Here is a 25,308-nt window from a genome sequence, read left to right on the forward strand (position 1 = left end):
ACATGAGCACTGCACTCCACGATACGGCGTCACTCGCGCTTCACCAGACGCCCGTGCGCAAGTTCTGGTTCGACGACGACGCTGCGCCGCAACGCACGTTTGCGCAGGAACGCCGCCATCGGCAGGAACGCCTTGCAGGCGCATTCCGCCTGTTCGCGCGCTATGGCTTCGCGCAAGGTCTCGCGGGTCATATCACCGCGCGCGATCCCGAATGGACCGATCACTTCTGGGTCAATCCGCTCGGCAAGCATTTCGGCCGCATTCGCGTGTCGGACCTGTTGCTCGTCAACCAACATGGCGAGATCGTCGTCGGCGATGGCCCCGTGAATCAGGCGGCATTCGCGATTCACGCGGCGATTCATGAAGCGCGGCCTGACGTCGTCGCCGCTGCGCACACGCATTCGCTGTACGGCAAAGCCTGGTCCACATTGGGACGCAAGCTCGATCCGTTGACACAGGACTCGTGCTCGTTCTACGAAGACCACGCGCTGTTCGACGACTTCAGGGGCGTCGTGCTCGATACGGACGAAGGCGCGCGCATCGCCGACGCGCTCGGCCAGCACAAGGCGGTGATCCTGAAGAACCACGGCATTCTGACGGCCGGGCCGAGTGTCGAAGCGGCTGCATGGTGGTACATCGCGCTCGACAACGCCTGCCACGCGCAACTGCTCGCCGAAGCTGCGGGCACGCCGCAACCAATACCGCAGGACATGGCCGCGTTGACGCATCAGCAGGTCGGCCGTCCGGGCGGCGCACTGCACTCGTTCGAGAGCCTGTACGAAGGGCTCGTCGAAGAGGAACGGGAGCTGCTCGACTGATGGCGATTCACAAACTGCGTCATTTTGTTAGCGAGATCGCGGCGCTCGTCGATGCCGATACCGCTGAACCCGAATTGCTCGAACGTGGCGGCCACGCGTTGCGCGAGCTGATCCACGCCGATGACTGGCTGCCCGAGGCCTTTGCGCAACCGTCCACGGAGCGCTATCAGCAATACCTGCTGTATGCCGACGTGCAGCAACGCTTCTCCGTGGTCAGCTTCGTCTGGGGCCCTGGACAACAGACGCCGATCCACGATCACACGGTGTGGGGTTTGATCGGCGTGCTGCGCGGCGCGGAACTCGCCGCGCCTTATACCCGCGACAGCGACGGCACACTGCGCCAGGCCGGCGACGAAATACGCCTTGAAAAAGGCGCTGTCGAATCAGTCTCGCCGCAAATCGGCGATATTCACCGCGTGCGCAATGCGTATGATGATCGCGTGTCCGTCAGCATTCACGTCTATGGCGCGAACATCGGCGCCGTGCTGCGCTCGACCTACGCGCCCGACGGCCTTAACAAGCCCTTCATCTCCGGCTATTCGAACGAAACCATCCCGAACCTGTGGGACCTCAGCAAGGAACGTCGTCATTCATGAAGTCATATCCCGTGCGCACTTATGAAGACGTGCGCGAAGCGCTGCTCGCCAGGCATGAAATCGCGCTGCTCGATGTGCGCGAAGAAGATCCGCATGCGCAGTGTCACCCGCTCTTCGCAGCGAATCTCTCGCTGTCGCGCGTCGAACTCGACGCATGGACGCGACTGCCGCGCCGCGACGTGTCTATCGTGTTGTTCGATGCAGGCGAAGGCTTCGCGGAACGCGCCGCCGACACACTGACGTCGCTCGGCTACACGAACGTCGCGTTGCTCGCGGGCGGGCTGGACGGATGGATACACGCAGGCGGTGAAGTGTTTCGCGACGTGAACGTGCCGAGCAAGGCATTCGGCGAATTCGTCGAGGCGCAGCGGCACACGCCTTCGCTTTCGGCGGAAGCCGTTGATGCGTTGCTGAAGAACGGCGACGACGTCGTCGTACTCGACGCGCGCCGCTTCGACGAATATCAGACGATGAACATTCCGGGCAGCATCAGCGTGCCCGGCGCAGAACTCGTGCTGCGCGCACGCGCGCTTGCGCCGAAGCCGACCACGCGTGTGATCGTCAATTGCGCGGGGCGTACGCGCAGCATCATCGGTACGCAATCGCTCGTCAATGCCGGGCTGCCGAATCCCGTCGCCGCGCTGCGCAATGGCACGATTGGCTGGACGCTCGCGGGCCAGCAACTCGAACATGGCAGCGACCGGCGCTTCGGTCCGCAAGCGGGGCTCGACGCGGCGGACATCGATGCATCGCAGCGTGCCGCACTCGCGCTCGCGCAACGTGCGGGCGTGAACCGCACCACGCTCGACGAGGCCGCGCGATGGGCCGCCGACTCGTCGCGCACCACGTATCGCTTCGACGTGCGCACGCCCGCCGAATACGAACGCGCGCACGCACCCGGTTTTCAGGGCGCGCCGGGCGGGCAGCTCGTGCAGGAGACGGACATGTTCGCGCCTGTGCGCGGCGCGCGTGTCGTGCTGTTCGACGACGACGGCGTGCGCGCAAACATGACGGCTTCGTGGCTCGCGCAGATGAACATCGACACCTACGTGGTGGACGCCGCATCGCCGGACGACCTGACGGCAAGCGGCCCGTGGCAAGCCGCGAAGCCGCAGCCTGCTTCGACGCAAACGCTCGCGCCGCAAGAACTCGCGGCGCTGCTGGCGGATGAAGCGAGCGGCACAGTCGTACTCGATGTGACGTCGAGTGCCAATCATGTGAAGGCGCATATACCGGGCGCGCGCTGGATCGTGCGCTCGCGTCTGTCGAATGCCTTCGACGATCTGCGCGCGTTGCCCGATGCGAAGCGCTATGTGCTCACGTGCGGAACGAACGCGCTCGCGCCGTACATCGCGCCGGAAGTCGCGGCGTTGACGGGCAAGCCGGTGCATGTACTCGATGGCGGAACGTCGGCCTGGGTACGCGCGGGTTTGCCTGTCGAGAGTGGCGATGCGCATCTCGCTTCGCCGCGCATCGACCGTTACCGGCGTCCCTATGAAGGCACCGACAATGCCCGCGAAGCGATGAACGCGTATCTGGAATGGGAATACGGTTTAGTCGCGCAACTGGACCGCGACGGCACGCATGGGTTCTTCGTGATCTGATCTGCGCTCGTCGGGAGTCGTCGAGAAGCTCAAGCCGCGCGCGACAAACGCGCGGCCTTGAAGCTTTTTTCGATGCTTTCCGACAGCACCGTCAACGCCGACTGCATCTTGCCAAGCGCGCGCGAGCGCACCATCCACACCGCTATTTCAGGCTTGAAATCACCAAGCTGAATCACGTCGAGTGTCGCCGCGTGCATGCTTGCATCCAGCAGTGGCAACGGCACGAGACCCAGCCCGACGCCATCCGCGACGAGGCCGAGTTGAAGCTCGGTGCCGAGCGTTTCCAGATTCAGCTTCAATGCGTAACCCTGCGCGGCCAGCGCATGCTGTAGCCCCGCGCGAAAGCCGCAGCCATCGGGATTCAGCACCCAGCCATATGCCTGGCATTCCGCCAGCGTATGCACGCGCTTTTTCATGCTGCCCTTGCGCGCGACGACCGCCAGCTTCAACGGACCGAGCGCCTCGCCTACCAACGCTTCCGGCAGTACCCGATTGACGGGCAGCAGCACGACAGCCGCATCCAGTTCACCGTCTTCGACCTTTTGCAGCAGCGGATTGCCCCACCCCGTCAATACACGCGCCTGCAAGTCCGGGTGCGCTTCACGTAACGCATGCAAGGCCTTGAGCATCGCGACGTCAGCGACCGTCTGCGCGACGCCGAGACGCAGCACGCCTGCCAGCGGCGCATCGTCGGTGACGAGATGCCTGAGGGCTTCGACTTCGCGCACGATCGCGCGGCATTGCTCGTAGACGGCGCGCCCCATCGGCGTGGTCTTCAAGGGCTTTGTGTTGCGGTCGAGCAAGGCCACGCCGAGCGCTTCTTCAAAGTTCTGGATGCGGCGCGTCACGGCGGGTTGCGTGAGCGCCAGCGCATTGGCCGCCTGATTCAGCGACTGGCTGCGCACGACAGCGACAAAGGCCTCGATCTCATCGAGTTTCATTGAGTACTTTCCACTTGATGAAGTATTGACGAATGATGTGTCGAGCTTAACGTGATTGACGTATCGCGTTCAAGGCCGAACGCGCATTTCGATCTCGCATATTAGCAAAGCAGAACAATGCGTTTGCCTTATAAAAAGCGACTGCGTATCGTAGGTTTTTCATCCTCTCTCGCGTCCATCACGACCCATCATGCACCGTCTGATTGCCCGTCTTCTTCTCATTGCGTTATCCGCCGCACCGTTCGCCGCGCATGCCGACACGACCCTCAAGGTCGGCGATCAGCAATTGCAGACGCGCGGCATTCTCGAAGCATCCGGGCAATTGAAAGACGTGCCGTACAAGATCGATTGGTTCAACTTCCCCGCTGCGCAGCCGCTTGGCGAAGCGTTGAATGCGGGTGCGATCGATGTCGGTGGACTCGGCGATGCGCCGTTGATCTTCGCCTACGCTGCCGGCGCGAAAGTGCGCGCCGTCGCGGTCACGCGCTCGCAGCCCATCGACCTCGCGATCATCGTCCCGGATCAATCGCCTATCAAAAGCGCTGCCGATCTGAAGGGCAAGCGCATCGCGACGACGCGCGGATCGATTGGCCATTACCTCGCTATCGCAACGCTGGAACGCGCGGGCATCAAGCTCTCCGACGTGTCGCTGCGCTTCATGCAGCCCGCCGATGCAAAGGCCGCGCTCGCGTCGGGCAACGTCGATGCGTGGTCCACGTGGGACCCGTACGTCGCGCTCGCCGAACAGCGCGATCACGACCGCAGCATCGCGAATGGCGTGAATCTCTCGTCGGGTCTGAGCTTCCAGGCCGCAACGGAAGACTCGATCAAGGCCAAGCGTGCGGAAATCGCCGACTTTCTGAAGCGCGTCGCGGCCGGGCAGCGCTGGGCGCTGTCGCATCCCGATGAAGTCGCCGCGATGCAATCGCGTGTGACGGGCTTGCCGCCCGAAGTGTTGAAGATCGTCTATCAGCGCGCGCAACTGCATCCCATCGCCATCGACGACCATGTGGTCGCCGAACAGCAAAAGACCGCCGATCTCTATCACCGCGCCGACGTCATCAAAACGCGGCTCGACGTCGCGCCGAGTTTCGACCGTCAGTTTCCGCTCGATGCGCAGTGATCTCGCGCCGCGCATTGTCTAGCTCCATCGACACACAGAGTCCGATATGACACGCCGCCATCCCGACAGTGCATTCATCGATACCGAGCGCGAGGCCGATGCCCTCGAGGCGCTCGCTGACCTCGACAGTCCGCAAGCCGATACCTGGCTCGCTGCGTTGACCGATGAGTTCGCCGCCAGCGCCGCCGCGCTCGACGCGGGTCCGCATTTTCCACACGACAATCTCGCCAAGCTGCGCCGCGCCGGGTTGCTCGCGTTGACGGTGCCGCGTGCGCTCGGTGGCCGCGAAGCGACACTCGCGCAGACCTTGAAGGTGATACGTGCAATTGCGCGCGGCGAGCCTTCGACCGCGCTGATCGTCGTAATGCAATGTCTCTACCATCTGCGTTTGCAGGCGAATCCCAATTGGCCGATCGCGCTCAAGGAACGCATTGCGCGCGACGCCGTCGAGCGCGGCGCGCTGATCAATTCGCTGCGCGTCGAGCCGGAACTCGGTTCACCGTCGCGCGGCGGACTGCCCGGCACCGTCGGCAAACAGGAGAACGACCACTGGATACTGAACGGCCGCAAGCTCTACTCGACGGGCAGCCCCGGGCTGACGTGGTTTGCTGTATGGGGCCGAACGGATGAAGCGTCGCCGCGCGTCGGCACATGGCTCGTGCATCGCGACACGCCCGGCATCCGCTTCGGCGAGCCGTGGAATCATCTCGGCATGCGCGCGACAGGCAGCCACGAAGTCATTTTCGACAACGTGCGCGTGCCGCTCGATCACGCTGTCGATCTGCAATTCCCCGGTCCATCAAACGGCATGGACCCCGTCACCAGTCTCTGGATGAACGTGCTGTTGCCTTCGATCTATGACGGCGTCGCGCGTGCGGCCCGCGACTGGTTCGTGCAGTGGACAGCGCAACGCGTGCCGTCGAGCCTGAATGCACCGCTGTCGAGCCTCGACAGTTTTCAGCAGACGGTCGGACGCATCGACGCCTTGCTCTTCAATAACCGCGTGTTGCTCGATGCGGGCGCATCCGGCCATGTAAGCGCGACGGAAGCGCCAACCATCAAATACCTCGTGAGCCAGCACGCGATCGAAGCCGTCGAGTTCGCACTCGAAGCGAGCAGCAACCCGGGCTTGAGCCGCAACAACGCGCTCGAACGCCATTATCGCGACGTGCTTTGCGCGCGCATTCACACGCCACAAAATGATACGGTGCTTGGCAATCTCGGGCGCGCGGCATTCGCGTCGCTCTGATAGCGCAACCGTGCTGTCCCAGCACAATAGACCGCAAAAATTGAGCAATAGACTCAGAAACGCTACTGAGTGGCCGTGCAATAGACCCCGAAAAATGAAAGCTTTTTTAATATTTTAAGTATCAACCGCTTTCGCCAGGGTCGACCACTGAAATTCGCCGTTGCAATAATTCGAGAGGTCGCCGGCCCTCCCGCAGAGCCACGCCAAAGCTCGGTCAGCGTCGCTTTGTCTACCCGCAATCTCTGCCCTCGCACATCACAACCAACTCGCGATATACGAGCGTGCGCGGGCGACAACAACTCTACGTTAGATAAAACGCAGTGGTATCGCCATCACACTTTGCACACACAACGCCGACGAATCGGGGTACCTCTTTCCCCGTCACCTTCGATCGTCGCGCAGCCAAACACTATGGCGACACAAACACTCGAGGCCGCAAGCAGCTCCAACTTCGATATCCGGAATCGAACAATCAAAATGAGGGCGTGCCGATCCACAAGATCCCATGCGATTGAGACTTGAAGCTCTCATGGCGTTAAATACATTCGAACTCTTTGCCGCCTTCAGTGCGGGCAGCTCAGAGCGAACCCATTACGACCGGTCGTCTGCTGGCGAGTGCTCGTAGCGTGGACGGCCAAGGGCAATCCCGCTGGTGAACTGCAAAGCCGATTGACTCGATATCGGCCTTTGCCGACACTCAGGCAGCGGCATCCGTCAGGCGGCTGTGAGTCGCTCTGCCGACATTCGCACTTCGGTGGAGGCGTACGTCAGCTTTTATTGAAAGCGGATGCGTACTTGCGACCCGTTGCCGCCGGCCGAGCGTTCGGAGTTGCAAGGGCAGGTATCTGAGTGGAGAGGTCATTCCGTACCGCCACTCGATTTCTTTTACTTCACTTATCGCCGCCTCGCAAATAGACCGACGGACGCTCTTTCCGTCGTTCTCGCGGCTCAAGGTCGTTCGGCAGCAACAGTCTTAAAACGAGACATTCGCTGCACCAAAAAATCACGCAGAGGCAGGTCGCGGGAAGGGCACGATATTCTGATTGAGGCGGAAGAGGTTGGCCGGATCGCAACGGGCTTTCAGACGCGCGAGCCTTTCATATTTGCGAGCGCCGTATGCACCTGGAGCGATGGCGGTATCTCCCTGTTCGTTGACGTAATTGGCCTGTATGTACTGGTCCGATATCCTTGTGGCAGCAGCCCGCCCCCATGCTATGCACCGTTCGTCGTCCGCCGGATCGTCCCACACGGGCTCGGCAATCCAATAGCATGCCGCTTGTCTCCCGGAATAGGCGGTCGCATCCTCAGGCACGTCTGCGACCGCGCCTCCCAGTTGCAACACGTAAAACTCCGAATCTGGAGTGGGAGCCGCTTCAACCTCCCGGAGCATCGTATCGATCGCATTGCTCGTGATACTCCGCCAGAAACCGCCTTTGGCATAGTACCGCCGGCACCAGGCGAAGTGGTGATCGTTGCAGCTTTGCAGCTGGACGAACGGCAGGTGCGCGATGCTTCCCTGTCCTGCCTGCGCGAGCCGTCCAAACGGACCGAGCATTTGCTCCGCGTGAGCGATATCGCCCACCCAGACCGCCGTCACGCTCAAACTCGATGACGTCAGGGTGAATGCAACGGAGAATTCGCGCGGTCGAGATCGAGCCAACTCGTCGAGGGTGCCGATCGCCTCCTTTGCGTGTCTGATCGGGTAGTTCCATTGGCCGACCATGACCGGCCCCAATGGGCAAAGCTTGAAACGGAAGCGGGTGACGATACCGAAATTTCCACCGCCCCCGCGTACCCCCCAAAATAGCTCTGGGTCTGAATGGATGTCGATCCAGTTCACCGCTCCGTCCGCGGTTACGATTTGAACTCCCGCAAGGTGATCAATCGTCAGCCCAAACGCGCGGCTGAGCCGTCCCATGCCACCACCCAGAGTCAGTCCGGCGACACCGGTGTGGGAGATCACGCCCGCTGGGACCACTTTGCCTTTGGGGACGAGCGCCTGATCGAGATTGCCCAACAGGGCTCCGCCGCCAACGTCTACCGTCCCGGCCTTTTTATCCATGACGACCGAATTGAGCCGTGAGAGATCAAGCACGAGACCATCGTCACAGGTGGACAGGCCCGGTATGCTATGGCCGCCTCCTCGCACTGCCAGGAGGGCATTGCTCTGGGCTGCCGAGTCGATGGCCCTTCGAACATCATCGACGCTCTCCGCCTGCAATATGGCGGCGGGCCTGCGGTCGACAAGGCCATTCCACACCCGCCGCGCATTGTCGTAGTCTGGATGGTCCCGACCGATCACCGGTCCTCGACATCCACACGAAACGAGCTTACTGAGCAACCTTTCATGCACGGCGTCGAAAGCTCCTTTAAATTTCTCGTTCCATGAAGATTGTGATTGGGCTCAGGATCGGTATCACCGAACGGAAGGTTTTGCCTCTCTTGCGGCCAAAGGCATCGCAAAGTGCGATGGCCACCTTCACGAACGCCACCGTCTCCAGACGAGCGGCGCACCCGCCATTTCGTATGGCGTCCACGCAAGCAGTCATCGGGCCCCGCGCAACGCCTTTACTCCGCGCCTCAGGGCGGACTTCTGCTGCTTGCCAATTCGACTCCGTCGTTAAGCACCCTAACTTCGTCCTTACCGCCCGGCGGTATTCGATCGTACGTCGGAGGCGGCGCCAAGGTATCCAGGGAGCGACACGGCAATTGATTTGACGATCAACAGAATAGGTAACTTACGGAATACTTTCGAACTCAAATTCGGCATTGTGTATGGGATCGCACATTTGCATGGAGCGTAACTGCGATGCTAACCATTTCGCGAATACAGAAATACCTTTGATAAGTACTGGTGTTTGAGAAGACGACGCTCCCAGAATCGGCTTACATAATTCAGACGGTATAGGCTGGACTGCCCGCTCCGAGTCGGTACCGTTGTAAATCTCCGTTCTGCTAACACCATGTCGAAGGGCATAAGTGCATCGCAAGCACCCATGCGCTGACAGTGAAACCTGACATTCACGGCGGCGAAAATCCAAATGGAAGCAAAGCAACCTGATGTCTCACCGACGGCGACACCTGAACGTTGGGTGAGGCAGAGTTGTTCGCATCGGACTTCCTGCAGGCTCCGAAGTGAACCGGCCTTTGGAATGACGGCTTCTTGTGTTGCGCGAACGGCAACTATTGGCTGAGGCCGTGTCAATGTTCAGATAAGATCTGGCGGTCGATCAAGCCGGGAGTTAGCATTTCGTTGCGTCGCCCTTTTACTCCGAATAGCGAGGAACTCCCATGTTGGCCATTCTGAAAACGCCGATTGACATTGCGATGTGGGTGAAACTTCACAATCTGATCACTTCCAGAAAAGGCACACGAAACGGGTTGGTGGCAGTTGACGTATTCGACCGGATCGATCTTAAAGACATGGTTCCCGGCGAGAAGCTCGTGCTCGTATCACACGGGAACGAGACCGAGTTCGGCGGCATGACGGCTGAGGTTCTTGCCGACAAACTCATCCGGAAGAACCTGACTTACGACACCACGGCGATAAAACTATCCGGTTGCAAATCGGGCTCCGATAAATTGGGGACACCGTACTGCACCCAGCTAGCACTTAAACTCTATGACCTCACGCGGCACTGCAAGCCACCTCTCATGGTCAACGTGACAGGATTGGCCGATACCGCGGTGACGTTTCCGGACGGCCGTGTGCGCGCGAAGGACCCATCGAAAACCCCAACGTCAGGTCCGACATACGACGAAATTCTCAATAAATATAAGAAGCTCGAGAAGACGGAAACAGTAAGCAAGTTCGATACTTGGAAAAATCTTTCGCTATCGATGAAGTATGGGAACCAGAAAGAAATCATCGAAAGTGCTCAACACATAGCCACGATATCTCAACCAATGTTCGAGGAACTTTATAAGTTGAACGAACAAACAACAGCGAGCAAAATAGACAGTTTGGTGAAGGCAAAGTGGGGGATGATACTTAACTGATGAGCATTCGGTCCCTCGTGATTTGCTATCTTGAATGACCGGAGTCGGCGAAATCCAATAGGCGGTATCGACATGGAGCCGACGGTCGATCCTCAGACTGCAACGGCAGGTATCCGAATCGATCAGTCGCTCGGTATTGCCGCCGGGCAGGAAGGTCCGCTGTTTAAGTTTACAGACCGCCTGCGTGACCGTGTGACCGCGGCGGAGAACGACAGCAAGTGTACGGACCCAATAATTCGAAGCGAGGCAGCGCACCGGCACCGCCGGGTCGGGTATCGGCAACGCGCACCGTCGCGTCCCGTTACACCGGCCTATTGGCGGTACGCTTCGGCCTGATCCGCTACCAGTGTGAGTGCGGCCGACCACGCAAGCACGTCGAGTTGCTGGTCGATCTCGGCGTCAGACTGACGCGCGGCTAACTCACATACTTCCGGTGCGGATAGCGCAGCCGCGTCCCTCCAGCGAGCGCCTGAACCTGCGCCTGACACGCGCGTTCGAGAAAGTAGATCTGGTTGAAGGCTTCGGGAATGCTGCGGCCCACTGCGAGCAAGCCGTGATTGCGAAGAATCATCGCCATATGCGGACCAAGATCGCTACTAACCACGTCGACGCAATTGATCTGGCGGTCCTTCGTGGCGGACGATTCTCCGATCGCATCTTCTTCGACGTACCAACGTCAGCGCGTCTCGAGCGCTACATTGTCTCGAGGCTGCGCCAGATGGCTGGCGCCCGATATGTGATCATGCCCGGTGTCCGGACCGGTTGAATGAGGTTCTCGCCGGCAGATCAGCAGATACAGACGCCTTGTTGCAGAAAGTAATTGACGCTGCGGCAGTGCGCGTCTTGCGCCATCAGGTCGCCGAGATCAACTCGGATGACGTCCGCGCGGCGGCCAGTTCAATGTTTGCGCACAGCGGTGCCGGGTAGCAGACGCGCAGGCGTGTCGATGAGCAGGCGCTGTCGTCCACCGAACGTGAAGGCGCTGCCCAGCTCAAGAAAAAAATCCTCGAGCGGTGGATGGGTGCCTCTTCGAGCTCGCTTTCGGAATACTCGTCCTTCAGGTCAAGGACCCCTGACTCCCGTTTCGGTCGCGTCACGTCGTAGTGGCTTACAACAGCCGCAGCACGATTCTTTGGAGAAGGCCCAGCAGATCGCGTCGCGTGTCGACGACGAGATGAATGTAAATGGTATCGTCGCGCACCTGATAGATGATCCGGTTCTTGCCAGAAATGGCTTGCCGAAAACTGTCATCAACGAAGCCCTCAAGTTCAGCGGGGACGTGGCCGCTTTCAGGAAACTGACGGATGTGCGCGACAGTTTCCTGAAGCTGCGCCGACGTCTGTCTCCATGTCTCCCACCCGAATGTTCGAACAATGTAACTTCTCAACTCATCGATGCTGATTCGGGCGGTCGGCAGGATGTGGTACTTCAACAGCGGGGCTGACATTAGCGAAGCTTTTCGTGGCGGTCGAGTTCGTTAAGCTCCGCAAAGAATTCGTCGCCGTCGATGTGATCTGCGCGGTCGATCTGTTTTTGGCCGATGGCCAGGATCTTCAGGAGTGCGATTGTCTGTTGCGTCGCTTCATACGTCCGCACATCCTGAACAACCAGCTTTGCTTCGCCGTTCTGCGTGATGATGAGCGGCTCTCCCGAATCGGTCAGGTCTTTGACGATTTGTGCCGCTTCGCTCTTGAGGTAGCTGATTGGTTTTACGTGATCGGCGATATGCATGCGGTGCTCCATTGCTGGTCTGATAGGACCAAATATAGACCATTATCGGTCCGACGACAACGACCATCCGTTGTACAACCCACGCGCATGAACAGGCTCCCGCGATGCCCACGTGGATGCCATGGCAGGAAAAGCGGAACAACCCGCGATACGGAATACAAAGTCAATACATACGTTCGTTAGCGCCCTTTATTTCGCACGGGTGGGCGCTATGGTACCTACGATCCGGTGGCACGCTAGCATGAAGCAACCACGAGTCCTTGCCATCTACCTGGAAACTGTATAAATTTACAGTACTGTGTTTATATACAGCACTTCGGGAGGCGTAATGGAGCACCTGGTCAGGGTCTATAACGAGAAAGATCGGCAAACCCTCGAATGGCTTCGCAAGCACGTTGGCGATGCCGCGATCGTCAGCGCTGTCGCGCAGTGCGCCGGATCGGGCAAACCTTACCTCTCGACAGTTTGCAGACGCCTTGGCGTGAGAACTCCGGCGTTTTCCGCGCCGCTTCGACAAACCTCGAGTCCGGTCGCCGACTATTCCCTTGCGACCATCCGGAGCATTCTCGCAGCCAGAACGGCGACAGCAAAACTGGGCGCTGCGAGGTAGGGATCCGTCCGAGCAGGGCAAGCTCATCGTCTACACGTTGCTGAAGGATAAGCTGGTCTACGGACCATTCCAGAGCAAGGCGCGAATCAGCAAAATACCGAGATCTCACAACAGATTTCACTATGGAATCAGATGGGCTCACGCGTCATCCGTGGCCATCTCGTGGTGGTGCCGATCGAGAATTCGATTCTCTACGCTTCGCGGCTCTACCCGCGCGCAGCGTCCGGGCAGTTGCCGGAGTTGAAGCGGGTTATCGCCGCGTACCTCGGCCACATCGAAGTCGTCAGGCACACCGGACACGCGCGCCCGTGAGGCGCTCGCGCACTACAACCGCGCGCTCGAACGGCCAAAAGCAGGAGACTGGAGCGCATTCGGCCTGGAACTCGATGCGCATCGGGCACTCCTTGAGTCGCTGGACGACGGGCGTTCGCAGAATAAAGAGTGACCAGAGCGAATTTCCGGGCGTGCGCAAGCGACGAGGATGAATTGCGAAGCGGCGCAATCGCAGCACCCTGTCCTGCTTCAGAAACTTCAACCGGCATCAGAACCGATGCACGATACCCACATCCGCGCTGACCACGCTGCGTGAAGTAGGCGTCGAGTTGAAGCCATCACCGGTCGTCGCCATCGCGTTGATTACATTGCACGCGCCATTGTTGGCCGAGCGTCTGGCTGTTCCCGCGTCAATACACCAACAACGCATACCGACCCCGTGCGTCTGAACAACGAGCAGTTTTGAAGCAGATTGAACTGCTGATCCTGCGCACTGCTTTGCTCGTTGATTAATTAAGGCATCCTTATTCCAAGATGAAATCCCGGCCCCCGTATCGTGGCACAGTCTTGATGCTGCCTTGCGTGGTGGCAGGCGCCACGGACTTCTAAATCCGCAGGTTGCATTCAGCAAAAGGTGAGCTAGAATAAGGTGCATTCTTCACCACAGGATCGCTCACCATGCAAATGGAAAGCTGGGTCGGGGCAATCGAGCGCGAATGGCATCAGTTGCGTCGCGCCGACCCTGCGCTGGATGTCGAAAAATTCTCCCGCCACGTCATTGCGGCAAACAAAACCGGATTCCTGTCACCGGAGTCGCTCGCCGCAATCGCAAACGCCCTTCTCACCAGCACGTTAAGCCATGCCCCGTATCTGGGCCGCTGGTTACTGGAGCGCATTGGCGCGAACCGCCATCCGGCCTGGCGAACGGCAATGGCCATATCCCTCGTCACACCCACAGGAGGGGAGGCGGACTTTGCGAGGGGTAATGCGATCCTTGAAGACGTGATGAAGGACGAAACCGCAGAGGATCGTCTGCGCGGCTTGGCCGCCGCCGCGCTCGCTGACAGCGCACGGCTCGGGCGGGGCATGCAGGTGGACGTGAGCCGTGCGCGCTCGCTGTACGAGCAGGCCATTGAACTGGGGCACAAAACCTCAGCGCACAATCTCGGACTTTTCTGGGAGGGCGTGTGGGGTGCAGAGGACAGGAGCGTTGTCCCGGACCGCACAAAGGCCATGCAGAGCTATCGACGCGGTGGAGATGACAAACGTTGCCAACGCCGTCTGGAAGCGTTGCGTTGAGGCCCTACCGCCAGCGAGTCGGGCGGGTGGAAGATCCTGAGCGGCACCCGACGGATTTCTCTCATCAATGGATAAAGGCAAGGTGACGGAGAAGAGACTCTCCGTCCTCCGTGATGCGAGGGCGTACTGCTCCGCCCGCAAGTCGCTCCGCGACAAGTTGCTGTTCAAGCAACGTACCAAGTTCTTCCCGATCGGCGATGTGATCGGCGGAGTCCCTGACCAGCATCACATCAATGTTGCAAATTCGTGGGCGCTCAACACGTGATGCTCCGGATGCAAAGAGAGATACGCAGGTCGTCAGGTTTCCAGTGACTGGCGTTCGATGACGACCCACAACGGTGGATTTAATACCGAGGGCGAAAAGCTTAACGTCGAAATGTGACAGCATGAGGACGGCCGTTTTGGCGCTGGACGCCCGGCGGAGACGCATAGGTAGCGACCGACACATCAGATGACAGCAGCGCCTCCTCTATAATCAGGATACTCAGAATATCAACATCGCACGGAGCCCTACTTTATGAGTCAAGCCCGCGGGCGATATGCGGGATCCCGGGACACCGGCCAACGCCGACCTCGCCACGAAAAAAATCTCCGCCCAACCGGCAGGGACGACCGTATGTGAAGGCGCCTCCCCGCGACTCCGCCCAGACTGCCTCCATCTTCAAAACACGATCTTTTCAGTTTCTGGTCGATGCGGTAGGCGCGGAGAATATCGCGATAGCACTTGAATCGAACATGACGCGCGTGGGCGAACTGATGAAGGGCGAGAGGTTCACGCCCGAGACTGCCTTTCACATGGAAACCACGCTTGGGTTACCGCATGGCTTTTTTGACCAGCCCAATCCTGCGCTCGCGGCCGAGATCATTGCACGCCTGAAGTCACCGCTCGACTTCATTCAAACCGATGACGGACCCGACGTCGAGTCGGAAGCACTTAAGCCGGCTTCTGCCCTGAACGTCGATAAGCAACCATTTCTTAAAGATAGTTTGTCCGAGGAAGTACAAATGCCAAAGAAAGTAGCGGGCGGGTCGCCCAGAGTCGTCAGGAACAGTCGAAGCGAAATGCCCGAACAGCCTAAACCTCGTACGCCACTTAAAGCCGACGGGTGCTGGCTTTTTTACCGAAGTTCTTCCGAGACGCAACTGTAGTTGCTGTCTGCTGGTGTTCCCCGACGCCCTTCTTGCCGTTCTCCACTTTCACTCATCCTGCTGCTGAGACGAAACGCCATCAGCATGTGGCATTGCTGATTGGCCTGTTCTTCTATCGTTTCTGCCGCCGTTGCCTCTTCGACTAATGCCGCGTTGCGCTACTGGCGTCGTCGAGCTGACTCATCGCGCCGTTGATCTGGTCAAGGCCACGCATCTGCTCGTCCGATGCGGCCGAGATATCTGCGTCGAGGTGTACCACCCGGTCAATGCCAGCCGCAAGGTTGAGGCGAGAATGCGAAAGTGCATTTTGCACGCGCCACCGAGGGTCAGGCGCTGAGTTATCAGACGCGTTCTCGACTATCGCCACCTCGACTGGCAGAAAATCGGCTACGAGCGTCGCAGGGCGTTCAGACGTGCAAACTCCGTCGGCCTCACAAAGGAGCGATAAAGCTCGCCAACCGTACCGAACGCGAATGCTGGTTTCAACGTTGCACCAGGGAGCGCACCCGAAAGCCAGTCGTACGCGTTCATGTCGCGCTGCTGGCAATGAATCGCGTCTGTGAGCAGAAGAAGCGCTTTGTGTGCCGAATGTTCGCCCAGGTCGATAAACAATCTTTCGAACGAGTCACCGGGATATCCAGTAACGCGAGATTCAGACGAGCGCTCGGTCAAATCATTCTCCTGTGCAGGGTGGCCAGCGTATCAAGCAACATGATGCTGCAACGAGCTTGTTGCAACTCTGCTAGTGGAGTCGACAACGCTGGCCTTTGAAAAATCCTTCGACAGACTCTCATGCGTGTTTTGCACGCACATGACATCCAACCATTGAAACGTACCGCATTCGCAACATCGCTGACGGATCAGTTTATCTGCTGCACCCGATCCCAATCGGCGATCGGGTGATATGGACCCGAACATTTCAGTGCACGGTGTGGACGCTGCTGATGGCCCCATCAGCGTCTTCGTCGGATGAGGCTTGATCAAGGATCGCGCACCGAAAGTCCAATTTGACGCGAAGGATGGCCGATTCGATACGTGCATCGCCGCGATGGCGGCTCAGGCGAGTATTGATTGCCTCCTCGACGGCGAGAATCGCCTGCTCGACGCTCTCCGGATCCTCGCTATCGAACCCGACCTCAACCTCAATGCTCTCCAGCAGGTCCAACGCTGTTGCAATGTCCTCGGATGCAACGAATAACGTCTCGGCATTTTCTCTCATCTACCCTCCCCGTTGGGTTGACTTGCGTCTTCAGACTGGTGCGAATTGCACGACCATCGTTGCATATCCAGAGCAAACCTGCCGGGCGACGACCGCGAATGTTGGGTTCAAAACAACAGACGGCTTGCTGGTCACAGCAAAGCGAATAGAATTGAAGGTTCCAGCGTGGTCGGTCCTTGGTCATTGCGTTCGAGTCCGGCAATTTTGAAGGTGTCGTGAAACGCTTAGACGCACTCGTGCCATGAGGCTTCATCTCTTTGCGTAGTATTGGCCACGTCACGACGACAAACGGGTCATTCCGGCCACCTCCCTCCGCACGCCGGGCGAAACGGTGCAGCTAGGCAAGAACATCCATCGGTCACGGAAGGGCTCTGATTAGCACATCCAATAGCTGTTGACGACCCGTTGAGCCGGTCGGAAACTCCGGAAGCAGCCGTTCAAAGCCGGCCTGCAATCAAATTGGCAGCATGCCCACCCCGGACCACCCCGGACGCTCAACTTAGAAATCCCAGAAGACCGTCCGAACGGGCGTGACCACCTCTCTCCACCCTCCGCGCCGCATTGATACAGTTGGGCCACGAACCCTCAACCGTGGCGATCGAACTGCACCGTCAACAGATCAACCCGATTACCTCGCTGGCGTCGGAAATGCGGCAAAGAACCGTCGAACCCCAGTCGGCGAAGCGTGGGAGCAAAACGCGCTTTCAACGCAGTTCATTTCATCACGGCCCAACGGCAAGTCCCGTCAAAATGCGGCAGCCAGGTTGCCGCCTGCTTTCGCAACCTAGATTGTCGAGCGATTCACGAGATGATGTCGAATGGATGAAACTGGCCGAACTTGCTCAGACGTCGCGATCGAGAGCGGGCTTACATCGATTTTGTAAGCCGTGAACAACCATATAACGGACGGCCGAATCGAAAATTATTTTCACATACCGGGCCACCGACTTGTAACCGGCACCACCTGGCCGACGAACTAAGTTAACCAGCCAATACCCGATCGCCGATCCTGCTAATGTCGATTCACTTTTCATGCACCATGTGTGGCCGTTGCTGCCATGATCTGCGCCTGCCACTCGCCATTGATGAAGCGCTCGACTGGATCGCGCGCGGTGGTGAGGTACAACTGCTTTGCGATGCGATCGTCTGGCCTCAGGAACCGCTAGAAACCGACGCGCTCGCTCAACACCGAAGGCGCCGCTCATTCGCTGCGCAAAGTGGGAGGTTGCCAGTACGTGTAACCGTGACGCTGGTGGCCGCGTTCGCGGGACCGTGCCCCAACCTTCGCCCGGACATGTCCTGCGGCGCCTACCATCGGCGTCCGCGTGTGTGCCGCATCTATCCCGCTGAGGTCAATCCGTTCTTACCGCTCGATCCGGCTGCGAAGGTTTGTCCTTCCGATGCGTGGTCCCACACCGGTCCGGCACTCATGCGCGCGGGCCGGATCGCAAATGCCGACACGGCAGCGCTCATCGCGCAGTCGCGTGAAGCCGACGAGCGCGACCGCGTCGCCAAGACGTATCTGTGTGCGCTGCTCGGGTACGACACCGCTGCCCTCGCCAACGAAGGTTTCGCGGTCTATGCGCCGGCACGCCTTCGCCTCGAAGCTGCACTGCGGGCGGCGCAACAATCCGGTGCGGCGCTTGACGACCCGCAGCCGCGCTCATCGCACCCTTGGCACTTCATCACGAATCGCTCGACGACACTCGCGACGCTGCAGTCAATCGGAGCAAGCGCTGGGCGTGCTGAGGACCCATCCGGCCCGGCACACACCCCGGCATACCTGGGCTTCTTTGACGGGGACATCAGCGATAGCGATCGACTGAATTCACTGTGCGCGCCGGGTCCGCTTCAACTGTAACCCGCTCGTGCTGGCGAGCGAATTACCATGACTGTCGATATCTGGAGTCAGGACATGCTGCCCCGTTCTCTCACCGTCATCATAGCGAGCGCTGCGGCGTTGCTCACCTCGCATGCGTTTGCTGCCGCGCCGCGCCCAGTTGTCGTTGAACTGTTCACATCGCAGGGCTGTTCGTCGTGCCCGCCGGCGGATCGCTTTCTGTCCGAGTTGAGCGACTCACGCACCGACGTTCTGCCCCTCGCGTTTCATGTCACATACTGGAATCAGCTCGGCTGGAAAGATCCGTTTTCGTTCGAGGGCGCCGATGCGCGTCAGGCCCGGTATGCGCAACGGTTTCGCGACTTCGAGTACACGCCGGAGATGGTGATCGACGGCAAGGCCGAGGTGGTAGGCTCTAATCGTACTGCGGCCAGCGCGGCCATTGACCACGCAAAGTCCGCCGGGGTGACGGCCGCTACGGTTCTCGCTACACGTGTAGACGGCGGTGTTTCGGTATCCATTGGCCCGGGCACCGGACGCGCGCATGTGCTGCTGGTCGGCTACGACGCCCGTCACGTCACCGCGATCGGGCGCGGCGAGAACGCAGGCCATACGCTCACTGAATCGAACGTCGTGCGTAGCATTGTGGCAATCGGCCAGTGGTCCGGCACAGCGCTCATGTTGCGTGCCGACGCCGTCGCCGGCGAACATCAAGTGGTTCTTCTCGAGGACAATGATGGTGCAATTGTCGGCGCCGCACGCGTTGTCGATACAAGTGAAGCGCCTGCTCGATGAGTGATGGGTTGTTGTTCGCCAGTGAGTGCGACTTGCTGATTGGCAGGCCTCATCCTATCGTGCGAAAAGTATTCCTTCGCGGGTGACCGCTTCGTGCCGTACCGCGTTCGCGAATGCGACTTTCAACATCTACAGGTTCATAAATGGCAACTGGCACAGTGAAATGGTTTAACGATGCGAAGGGCTTTGGTTTCATCACGCCGGACGAAGGCGGCGAGGACCTGTTTGCCCACTTCTCCGAAATCAAGACGGAAGGCTTCAAGTCATTGCAGGAAAACCAGAAAGTCAGCTTCGACGTGAAGATGGGGCCGAAGGGTAAACAGGCCGCGAATATCAAGCCAGTCTAACTGGCGCGCACATCGTCCCGACAGGTAACCCGCCTTATGGGGTTAAATTTTTTGGTTCAGCGTGTCAGGAGTCTGTGCATTGGTTGGCATTACGGTGGACTGGTTCGAGCAGGACGGACAAGTCCTGCTCATGACCAGTCACCCCACCGACAATCAGGTCGCGTCAATCAGGCGGCGACGGGCACCGAGGCGCTATCGCTGGCTGGTGCAGCTGCTACCGGGTTCTGCGGCGCCCGCTTTGCTGGTGCCTTCCTTGCCACCGCTTCTTTCGCCGCAGTTTTCCTGACTGCCTTCTTCGCCGGTGCCGGCTTCGTTACTGCCTTGACCTTCTTCGCGGCGACCGTTTTTCCTGTCACCTTTTTCGTCGCGGCTTTCTTTAAGGTTGCCTTCCTGGGCGAAACGGCCTTCGAGCCCGAGGCGCCCTCTGCCGCGGCGACAATCAGAAACTTCGAACGATCTTTGGCGCCAGCCAACCATGCCGGTGCAGGGCCACGGCCACTCCACGTCGCACCACTCTTTGGGTCGCGGTATTTCGGCGCCTGGGGGCCCTTCACATAATTGCCCGCCGCTGCTGGTTTTTTTGCCGCAATAGCCGGTTGTGCAGCGCTGCCGTCGATCAGAAACTTCGTACGGTCACGTGCGCTCGCGATCCACGCCGGGGCGCGGCCGTGCCCCGTCCAGGTGGCACCCGTCTTCGGATGACGGTACTTTGCCAATGCTGCTGGTTTGGTAATCGTCTTGGCGCCTGGCTTGCGGCCACGCTTCTTGCCGCCGGTGTGTGCTTCGATGTCGGCAACGGTCAAACCATGCTTTTCCATGAGGTCACGAATCTTCGCGATGACGCCGGACGACTGCTTCGCGGCAAGCGCTTCGGCCTGGGCCTGCAACCTGGCGATTTTCGCCTGCACGTTTTCGAGCGTAGCCATTCTTTCCTCTTTCTGTATGTAGTAGTGGCCGAACTATGCCAGCAAGTAAGACGCACGTCGATAGTGGCACGCTACAATTGAAAGAGGCTCAAGCTCAGCCCGGTGCTTCGTCAGATCTGGTTAATGCAGGATCAAGGGATGAGCGACGACGATCGCTGCGCTACGAAAGCGGCTATAGGCGGACCGCCCCCCGGCGTCACTCAGCTCCGGCGAAACCGCGACCTCAAATGCGCGAGCTGACGAGATAACTGCTGCTTTAATCTTCGGCTGGAAAACGGCGACAACCGCTCCCCGACCAACGCGATTGAGCAGATCAAATCCGCTTCAGACAGGTTGTCCACAGATCATGTGAAAGAAATAGTCGGACGGTACTCACGGATGAAAACGAATGGATGAACGTAAGCGGGACAGCATGATCGCCTATCTCCGCCGCCGCATGGAAGAATATGGCATTGAGCCGGACGACCTGGCGTCGGCAATAGCGGGCGATCAGGTAACGCAGAAACCAGCCCGGTATCAAAATGCGACGGGCGGTACCTGGACAGGTGACGGGGAAATGCCCCAGTGGCTGAAGCAGGCGATTAGCGCAGGACAAAGACTCGAACATTTTGAGGTGGCATCGGCGTCACCCGTGCAGGAAAGCCAGCGAAAGACGATCGACTGGCGCGACGACCCTTTCGCGGGGAGTCCACTTGCGCGGCAGTACACTGACTGACGAGTTCACCTTCTCGTGCTGTGCGAACACCGGTTGCAACAAACGGATTCGATAGCGCGGGGCCCTGTTGCCTTCAGGGCTGTGGAGATAAAAACGATGATGGAAAGGATGTTCGATCCATCGCATCGCGAGCATCCCGGCTCGCCCGGATCTCGAGGTTAGAACCGGCGCGACTCCTGGAAATCCTCACCTCTTATCGACCTGAGCACACGGAAGAGTGTCTCCCCGCGCAGCGGCTCAGAAAAGCGCCGCCCGACATCGCTCCCGCTGATCAGCCTTCCCTCTTCTGACCATCGCCGCGGGCTTCGGCGAATTGCGTCCGACGGCCTTAAAAATTCTGTTCACCTTCCCACACCCGATCCTGATTCAAGCGACTACATTTATATTGCAGGAAGACGATTTTTCGCGTGGAGTGGCCCTGCCTCCGAATTGCGGTTCGCAGTTCCGAAGTGAGAATGACATGAAGAAATTGATCTGCGCACTGCTTCTCGCGGCCACGTCTCTATGCGCGCGTGCTGACGCCCCGTCGCTCTACTCCCCGAGCGCGATCGTGTACGACGTTACGCGTGGCGACGTCTTGCTGGAAAAGAATGCCGACGATCTCCGACCCATCGCGTCGCTGACCAAACTGATGACCGCGATGGTCGTGCTCGACAAGGCACAGGAGATGGGAGATACCCTGACCATTGACGAGGCCGACATCGACCGGATCAAGCACTCGGGTTCCCGGATACCCGTCGGTACGTCGCTCGAACGCGAGGCGATGCTTCGGCTTGCACTGATGTCGTCCGAAAACCGTGCGGCTTCCGCCCTGTCGCGCTCGTTCCCTGGGGGCCAATCGGCGTTCATCGAGCAGATGAATCTGAAGGCGCGCGGGCTAAACATGTCCGACACGCATTTCGAGGATCCGACAGGACTTTCGCCGAACAATGTCTCGACGGCTCGCGATGTTGTCAAACTGGCAATCGAAGCGTCGCACTATCCGATGATCAGTTCATTTACCACGCTGACAGCGTACGAACAGACAATCGGCAGCCGGCCCCGTTTCTATCGCAACACGGATCCCGTTGTCCGCTGGACGGATTGGGACGTTCAGCTCGCCAAAACCGGATACACGCGCGAGGCGGGTCGCTGCATCGTGGTCGACGTCGCGATGCAGAGAGGCCCGGTGATCATTGCGCTGCTTGGCGCACGTTCATCCGGTGCCCGCTCCGCTGATCTGGCCACGATCCGCAACTGGGTGAACGGCGATGAAACGCCCGTACCCGTACCTCGGCCGTACTACGCCTCGACGCGTTCGCATCACAGCCACCCGGTCATCGCCAGCCAACCGCATCGCGTAAAGGTGCGATTCGCGTCGACCGGCCCGTCACATCGCCATGCGTCGCGCCGCGTGATCGCCAGTCGAGCCGGTGCGTAAGCGCGCCTGATCCGGCAAGACACGCATCGCCGTCGACACCAGAACGTGTTTCTCCTCGAAAGGGCCGCATTGCGAGACTGGTCGAACCACAGATCGCTCGCCTGGAGCCGCTATTCGTTGGATGCCACAGTCGCGTCTGGCTGCGGCGGGTGTTTGAACGATCTATCATAGTGAACCGTGAGGTCGCCATGACTTGTCGGAACCCGAGCATCGAATGAAGCCATCACGCAATACCGACTCCGTCCCTGGGGAGTGGTACATCGACACAGCGTGCATCAATTGCGGTGCATCGCGTCACGTCGCGCCGGGGCTGATTGCCGAGAGAAACGACAAGAGTGTCTTCGTTCGGCAGCCCATCACGCCGGACGAGCAACTCGCTGCCTGGCGTGCGGTGTTCGTATGTCCTACGGCATCGGTACGCAGCGAAACGAAGCAGCCTCGCCCGAACGCCGCAATCTTTCCGCAGCAGATCACATCGGGTGTATGGCGCTGCGGATTCAACGCACGGTCGTCGTTTGGCGCACATTCGTATTTTGCGGCGCGTCGGGACGGCAATCTGCTGATCGACTCACCGCGCTATGCGACGGAGCTGGTGAAATGGTTTGACGACGCCGGTGGTATTGCGCACATCCTTCTGTCGCATCGTGACGACGTCGCAGACGCGGACAAATACGCGCGCCAGTTCGGTGCTCGCGTCTGGATCCACCGGGAGGACAGGTCGGCCGCCCCCTATGCTACGGATCTGCTCGACGACCGGTCAGCAGCGAGCATCGCGGCCGGTGTGCGCGCAATCCCTCTGCCCGGGCACACTCGGGGTAGCGTCGCATACCTGCTCGAGGATCGCGTGCTCTTCTCTGGTGATTCGCTTGCCTGGAGCCCACGCGAGCGGGACCTCATCGCGTTCAGGGACGCGTGCTGGTATTCATGGACCGAACTCACCGAATCGCTTGGCAAGCTGGCCGCGTATCGTTTCGAATGGCTGCTTCCTGGTCACGGTTGGCTCGCACACTTGCCGGCCGAGGAAATGAGTGCTCGCTTGCTCGCGTTGGTTACACGCATGCGAAGTGATTGAAGTCGCCGGGATGCCTTCTTCCGGCATGACGCGTTTCTAACCCGTCGGCATCTAGCCCTGCAATCCAAAGGAGCGAGGTGAGATTGCATTCGCTCTAGCCGGGCAGGTCTGCCATTCTCCTGGCCTCGCGGCGCAACTTACTGATCGTCAACTGAATTTGCCCGATTCCCGCGTAGGAAGACTCGAGTTCGGCCTCACCTGATGTTAACGTCTCACCTTTGGCAAGGCAGATTCAGGTTGCTCCTCTGCCATTCGCGCCGTAGCGACCGCGAATGGCATCTCTCGTCCGTCGGACGCGAACTTCCGACCTGTTGCTGCCCGTCAGCCCGGCGCCGGCTATGGGCCGCTTTCAAGATGCACCGGTCATAGTCGCGCCTTTGGAGCCGGTGATATGGGCGCCCCGCTCCCGTCTTTCGGCGTCGTGTTTTCAACGGCTCGCCCCTGTCCTCGCGTTGAGCCATTGTTAGTTTTGGCCTGGAGGGACGGGCTGCGAGGCAGACTCGAACGCGTCGATTGCTGGTTGCCGCCGCTGCCCGAATACCTTGGCGGCAATCCTGTCGTTGGATCGGCTCAGCCATCAGACACTGCGTCCGTGCCCCACCTTCTAGTTAAACATTTCCGGCCGCAGGTCGCTTACCTCGATGATCACGTCGGCGGGCAGATTCGCCCGACGAGCAGCGGCGCGGATGGCGTCTGCGTTGGGTGCCTCATACAGGCAATAGGTCTTCTTCTTGTCCGCGCTGAGAAACGAAAAGAGCCACTCGACGCCTTCCTCGTCGTTGATTCTCTTCACAGTTGCAGCACTTTCACCCGTGACCTCGAGTTGTTCCGCAAAATTACGTTCAATCATAAAACGCGGCATGTGATTCTCCTTGAGTAGCGACTGCTCGTTGCGCGTCAAACACTGTACTAACTTTTGGGCAGAGCTTGTGTCTGCGCGCCACCGATGCGCTCCACGAGAGCGAACATCTTGAGTCTTCTGGCTGCAGCGGCCGCCATCGAGAGCAGATCTTGCGCTCGTTCTCTATCTTCTCTGCCATTGCGCGCCGCCAGCATGAGCGCGTATTCGTGCCGGCCATGGGCTAGCCACGGCCACGCCCGTAAGCGCTCATCCATGCGCAGCGCGTAGTCAAAATGCTGTTCGGCGGCAGACCAGTCGCCGAGAGCATGGGCCAGCATGCCAAGAAACCGTGCCGCAGATCCGCAGCAAAGCGTAAAGACTGGAACCGTGACGACCTGATCCTGGAACGGCAGGAGAAGGGCATAAATCCGTTCGGCATGTTCGACGTCCCGCAAGCGGGCAGCAACCTCCGCCAGATAGGTCAACGTGACAAGCCGCCTGCTGTCCACAGGGATGCTGGATTCCGATTCCGCAAGCCGATCGAGATTGTCGCGGGCCTGCGCTTCGAAGCCGAGATCACTACAGATCAACATGAATCCTGGCCGCCACGTAGCGTCCTCAGAATGCTCGTCGACAAACCGCTTGAAGATCGGCGCTACCTCGGCGAGCCGACCCTGTTCGCGGCGTATCGTGAACATTTGCATGCCGTAGACACCCGTTGCGAGATTCGCGTCAGCGTTC

General features: G+C 59.5%; 25 protein-coding genes and 3 pseudogenes. 17 read left to right on the forward strand and 11 right to left on the reverse strand.

What is annotated here, in order from left to right; genetic code table 11:
- Positions 1-2: 2 nt before the first annotated feature.
- The 3 genes from BLT65_RS06265 to BLT65_RS06275 are packed head-to-tail and all read left to right on the forward strand — an operon-like array spanning position 3 to position 3,018.
- Entirely contained in the window at positions 3-818 is an 816-nt protein-coding gene (locus BLT65_RS06265; protein WP_091776019.1) for a class II aldolase/adducin family protein, read from the forward strand.
- Complete coding sequence (locus BLT65_RS06270) at positions 818-1,414, forward strand: cysteine dioxygenase family protein (protein ID WP_091776022.1); 597 nt, start codon at positions 818-820, stop codon at positions 1,412-1,414. The genes BLT65_RS06265 and BLT65_RS06270 overlap by 1 nt, the downstream gene beginning before the upstream one ends.
- Positions 1,411-3,018: a rhodanese-related sulfurtransferase gene (locus BLT65_RS06275; RefSeq protein WP_091776025.1), complete on the forward strand. Its 1,608-nt coding sequence runs from the start codon at positions 1,411-1,413 to the stop codon at positions 3,016-3,018. The genes BLT65_RS06270 and BLT65_RS06275 overlap by 4 nt, the downstream gene beginning before the upstream one ends.
- 29 nt (positions 3,019-3,047) lie before the next feature.
- Here the strand turns inward: BLT65_RS06275 and BLT65_RS06280 are convergent, their stop codons facing one another.
- Positions 3,048-3,959 carry a LysR family transcriptional regulator gene (locus BLT65_RS06280; RefSeq protein ID WP_091776029.1) on the reverse strand — a complete coding sequence of 304 codons (912 nt, stop codon included), beginning with the start codon at positions 3,957-3,959 and terminating at the stop codon, positions 3,048-3,050.
- A 190-nt stretch (positions 3,960-4,149) separates the two neighbouring features.
- Here BLT65_RS06280 and BLT65_RS06285 point away from each other — a divergent pair, with 190 nt between their 5' ends.
- Together BLT65_RS06285 and BLT65_RS06290 are read left to right on the forward strand one after the other, a co-directional pair.
- A complete protein-coding gene (locus BLT65_RS06285) occupies positions 4,150-5,082 on the forward strand; it encodes an ABC transporter substrate-binding protein (RefSeq protein ID WP_091776032.1) in 933 nt (310 codons plus the stop codon).
- 46 nt (positions 5,083-5,128) lie between these two features.
- The gene (locus BLT65_RS06290) at positions 5,129-6,331 is read left to right on the forward strand and encodes an acyl-CoA dehydrogenase family protein (protein ID WP_091776035.1); all 1,203 of its coding nucleotides are present in this window, start codon (positions 5,129-5,131) and stop codon (positions 6,329-6,331) included.
- A 1,003-nt stretch (positions 6,332-7,334) separates the two neighbouring features.
- On the opposite strand, the gene BLT65_RS06295 is transcribed toward BLT65_RS06290, so the two are convergent.
- Positions 7,335-8,633, reverse strand: coding sequence for an FAD-binding oxidoreductase (locus tag BLT65_RS06295; RefSeq protein ID WP_244186431.1), 1,299 nt, complete (start codon positions 8,631-8,633; stop codon positions 7,335-7,337).
- 989 nt (positions 8,634-9,622) lie between these two features.
- Here BLT65_RS06295 and BLT65_RS06305 point away from each other — a divergent pair.
- Positions 9,623-10,330, forward strand: coding sequence for a hypothetical protein (locus BLT65_RS06305; RefSeq protein ID WP_091776043.1), 708 nt, complete (start codon positions 9,623-9,625; stop codon positions 10,328-10,330).
- A 415-nt stretch (positions 10,331-10,745) separates the two neighbouring features.
- Here the strand turns inward: BLT65_RS06305 and BLT65_RS48555 are convergent, their stop codons facing one another.
- From BLT65_RS48555 to BLT65_RS06320, 3 genes are all read right to left on the reverse strand, one after another.
- Positions 10,746-10,907 carry a class II aldolase/adducin family protein gene (locus BLT65_RS48555; protein ID WP_341865826.1) on the reverse strand — a complete coding sequence of 54 codons (162 nt, stop codon included), beginning with the start codon at positions 10,905-10,907 and terminating at the stop codon, positions 10,746-10,748.
- A 531-nt stretch (positions 10,908-11,438) separates the two neighbouring features.
- Positions 11,439-11,777, reverse strand: coding sequence for a type II toxin-antitoxin system RelE/ParE family toxin (locus BLT65_RS06315; RefSeq protein WP_091776047.1), 339 nt, complete (start codon positions 11,775-11,777; stop codon positions 11,439-11,441).
- Positions 11,777-12,061 (reverse strand): type II toxin-antitoxin system Phd/YefM family antitoxin, encoded by a 285-nt coding sequence (locus BLT65_RS06320; RefSeq protein ID WP_042312033.1) that lies wholly within the window; start codon positions 12,059-12,061, stop codon positions 11,777-11,779. The genes BLT65_RS06315 and BLT65_RS06320 overlap by 1 nt, the downstream gene beginning before the upstream one ends.
- A 328-nt stretch (positions 12,062-12,389) precedes the next feature.
- Between BLT65_RS06320 and BLT65_RS47820 the strand changes: the two genes are divergently transcribed.
- The 5 genes and pseudogenes from BLT65_RS47820 to BLT65_RS06345 all read left to right on the forward strand — a co-directional run.
- Positions 12,390-12,671: a CppA family protein gene (locus BLT65_RS47820; protein WP_081921203.1), complete on the forward strand. Its 282-nt coding sequence runs from the start codon at positions 12,390-12,392 to the stop codon at positions 12,669-12,671.
- A pseudogene (locus BLT65_RS06330) lies at positions 12,655-13,116 on the forward strand (UPF0182 family protein); the annotation flags it as partial. The gene BLT65_RS47820 and the pseudogene BLT65_RS06330, both read left to right, overlap by 17 nt.
- Before the next feature lie 506 nt (positions 13,117-13,622).
- Positions 13,623-14,243, forward strand: coding sequence for an SEL1-like repeat protein (locus BLT65_RS06335; protein ID WP_091776050.1), 621 nt, complete (start codon positions 13,623-13,625; stop codon positions 14,241-14,243).
- Positions 14,244-14,310: 67 nt separating this feature from the next.
- Positions 14,311-14,508, forward strand: coding sequence for a hypothetical protein (locus tag BLT65_RS48670; RefSeq protein WP_208545734.1), 198 nt, complete (start codon positions 14,311-14,313; stop codon positions 14,506-14,508).
- 252 nt (positions 14,509-14,760) lie between these two features.
- A pseudogene (locus BLT65_RS06345) lies at positions 14,761-15,344 on the forward strand (hypothetical protein); the annotation flags it as partial.
- Positions 15,345-15,779: 435 nt separating this feature from the next.
- Here the strand turns inward: BLT65_RS06345 and BLT65_RS06350 are convergent.
- The 3 genes from BLT65_RS06350 to BLT65_RS48560 form a co-directional block, all read right to left on the reverse strand.
- Positions 15,780-16,064 (reverse strand): hypothetical protein, encoded by a 285-nt coding sequence (locus BLT65_RS06350; protein ID WP_042304718.1) that lies wholly within the window; start codon positions 16,062-16,064, stop codon positions 15,780-15,782.
- A gap of 247 nt (positions 16,065-16,311) precedes the next feature.
- A complete protein-coding gene (locus BLT65_RS06355) occupies positions 16,312-16,611 on the reverse strand; it encodes a hypothetical protein (RefSeq protein ID WP_091776053.1) in 300 nt (99 codons plus the stop codon).
- A gap of 585 nt (positions 16,612-17,196) precedes the next feature.
- The gene (locus tag BLT65_RS48560) at positions 17,197-17,319 is read right to left on the reverse strand and encodes a DUF4304 domain-containing protein (protein ID WP_333783733.1); all 123 of its coding nucleotides are present in this window, start codon (positions 17,317-17,319) and stop codon (positions 17,197-17,199) included.
- Positions 17,320-17,650: 331 nt separating this feature from the next.
- On the opposite strand from BLT65_RS48560, the gene BLT65_RS06365 reads away from it, so the two are divergent.
- The 3 genes from BLT65_RS06365 (at position 17,651) to BLT65_RS06375 (ending at position 19,593) form a co-directional block, all read left to right on the forward strand.
- Complete coding sequence (locus tag BLT65_RS06365; protein WP_244186436.1) at positions 17,651-18,472, forward strand: YkgJ family cysteine cluster protein; 822 nt, start codon at positions 17,651-17,653, stop codon at positions 18,470-18,472.
- Positions 18,473-18,526: 54 nt separating this feature from the next.
- Positions 18,527-19,246 carry a DUF1223 domain-containing protein gene (locus BLT65_RS06370; RefSeq protein ID WP_091776059.1) on the forward strand — a complete coding sequence of 240 codons (720 nt, stop codon included), beginning with the start codon at positions 18,527-18,529 and terminating at the stop codon, positions 19,244-19,246.
- 143 nt (positions 19,247-19,389) lie between these two features.
- Positions 19,390-19,593, forward strand: coding sequence for a cold-shock protein (locus BLT65_RS06375; RefSeq protein ID WP_035988139.1), 204 nt, complete (start codon positions 19,390-19,392; stop codon positions 19,591-19,593).
- A gap of 167 nt (positions 19,594-19,760) precedes the next feature.
- Here the strand turns inward: BLT65_RS06375 and BLT65_RS06380 are convergent, their stop codons facing one another.
- A complete protein-coding gene (locus tag BLT65_RS06380) occupies positions 19,761-20,519 on the reverse strand; it encodes an H-NS histone family protein (RefSeq protein WP_091776063.1) in 759 nt (252 codons plus the stop codon).
- A 388-nt stretch (positions 20,520-20,907) separates the two neighbouring features.
- Here BLT65_RS06380 and BLT65_RS06385 point away from each other — a divergent pair, with 388 nt between their 5' ends.
- From BLT65_RS06385 to BLT65_RS06395, 3 genes are all read left to right on the forward strand, one after another.
- Positions 20,908-21,234: an H-NS histone family protein gene (locus BLT65_RS06385; protein ID WP_091776066.1), complete on the forward strand. Its 327-nt coding sequence runs from the start codon at positions 20,908-20,910 to the stop codon at positions 21,232-21,234.
- Between the two features lie 385 nt (positions 21,235-21,619).
- Positions 21,620-22,654, forward strand: a complete 1,035-nt coding sequence (locus tag BLT65_RS06390) for a D-alanyl-D-alanine carboxypeptidase family protein (protein WP_244186433.1) — start codon at positions 21,620-21,622, stop codon at positions 22,652-22,654.
- Between the two features lie 214 nt (positions 22,655-22,868).
- Entirely contained in the window at positions 22,869-23,726 is an 858-nt protein-coding gene (locus tag BLT65_RS06395; protein WP_091776072.1) for an MBL fold metallo-hydrolase, read from the forward strand.
- Between the two features lie 604 nt (positions 23,727-24,330).
- Here BLT65_RS06395 and BLT65_RS06400 read toward each other — a convergent pair.
- Complete coding sequence (locus BLT65_RS06400) at positions 24,331-24,588, reverse strand: DUF4242 domain-containing protein (RefSeq protein WP_012404431.1); 258 nt, start codon at positions 24,586-24,588, stop codon at positions 24,331-24,333.
- Between the two features lie 47 nt (positions 24,589-24,635).
- Positions 24,636-25,308, reverse strand: a pseudogene (locus BLT65_RS06405) (AAA family ATPase); the annotation flags it as partial.

Origin of the sequence: Paraburkholderia steynii (genome assembly GCF_900100565.1) — a bacterium.
In the GTDB taxonomy this organism is placed as follows: Bacteria; Pseudomonadota; Gammaproteobacteria; order Burkholderiales; family Burkholderiaceae; genus Paraburkholderia; species Paraburkholderia terrae.

Coding starts and splice junctions, on each gene's coding strand:
- BLT65_RS06265 (WP_091776019.1), top strand. CDS start 3: ATGAGCACTGCACTCCACGATACGGCGTCACTCGCGCTTCACCAGACG.
- BLT65_RS06270 (WP_091776022.1), top strand. CDS start 818: ATGGCGATTCACAAACTGCGTCATTTTGTTAGCGAGATCGCGGCGCTC.
- BLT65_RS06275 (WP_091776025.1), top strand. CDS start 1,411: ATGAAGTCATATCCCGTGCGCACTTATGAAGACGTGCGCGAAGCGCTG.
- BLT65_RS06280 (WP_091776029.1), bottom strand. CDS start 3,959: ATGAAACTCGATGAGATCGAGGCCTTTGTCGCTGTCGTGCGCAGCCAG.
- BLT65_RS06285 (WP_091776032.1), top strand. CDS start 4,150: ATGCACCGTCTGATTGCCCGTCTTCTTCTCATTGCGTTATCCGCCGCA.
- BLT65_RS06290 (WP_091776035.1), top strand. CDS start 5,129: ATGACACGCCGCCATCCCGACAGTGCATTCATCGATACCGAGCGCGAG.
- BLT65_RS06305 (WP_091776043.1), top strand. CDS start 9,623: ATGTTGGCCATTCTGAAAACGCCGATTGACATTGCGATGTGGGTGAAA.
- BLT65_RS48555 (WP_341865826.1), bottom strand. CDS start 10,907: ATGGCGATGATTCTTCGCAATCACGGCTTGCTCGCAGTGGGCCGCAGC.
- BLT65_RS06315 (WP_091776047.1), bottom strand. CDS start 11,777: ATGTCAGCCCCGCTGTTGAAGTACCACATCCTGCCGACCGCCCGAATC.
- BLT65_RS06320 (WP_042312033.1), bottom strand. CDS start 12,061: ATGCATATCGCCGATCACGTAAAACCAATCAGCTACCTCAAGAGCGAA.
- BLT65_RS47820 (WP_081921203.1), top strand. CDS start 12,390: ATGGAGCACCTGGTCAGGGTCTATAACGAGAAAGATCGGCAAACCCTC.
- BLT65_RS06335 (WP_091776050.1), top strand. CDS start 13,623: ATGCAAATGGAAAGCTGGGTCGGGGCAATCGAGCGCGAATGGCATCAG.
- BLT65_RS48670 (WP_208545734.1), top strand. CDS start 14,311: ATGGATAAAGGCAAGGTGACGGAGAAGAGACTCTCCGTCCTCCGTGAT.
- BLT65_RS06355 (WP_091776053.1), bottom strand. CDS start 16,611: ATGAGAGAAAATGCCGAGACGTTATTCGTTGCATCCGAGGACATTGCA.
- BLT65_RS06365 (WP_244186436.1), top strand. CDS start 17,651: ATGTGTGGCCGTTGCTGCCATGATCTGCGCCTGCCACTCGCCATTGAT.
- BLT65_RS06370 (WP_091776059.1), top strand. CDS start 18,527: ATGCTGCCCCGTTCTCTCACCGTCATCATAGCGAGCGCTGCGGCGTTG.
- BLT65_RS06375 (WP_035988139.1), top strand. CDS start 19,390: ATGGCAACTGGCACAGTGAAATGGTTTAACGATGCGAAGGGCTTTGGT.
- BLT65_RS06380 (WP_091776063.1), bottom strand. CDS start 20,519: ATGGCTACGCTCGAAAACGTGCAGGCGAAAATCGCCAGGTTGCAGGCC.
- BLT65_RS06385 (WP_091776066.1), top strand. CDS start 20,908: ATGGATGAACGTAAGCGGGACAGCATGATCGCCTATCTCCGCCGCCGC.
- BLT65_RS06395 (WP_091776072.1), top strand. CDS start 22,869: ATGAAGCCATCACGCAATACCGACTCCGTCCCTGGGGAGTGGTACATC.
- BLT65_RS06400 (WP_012404431.1), bottom strand. CDS start 24,588: ATGCCGCGTTTTATGATTGAACGTAATTTTGCGGAACAACTCGAGGTC.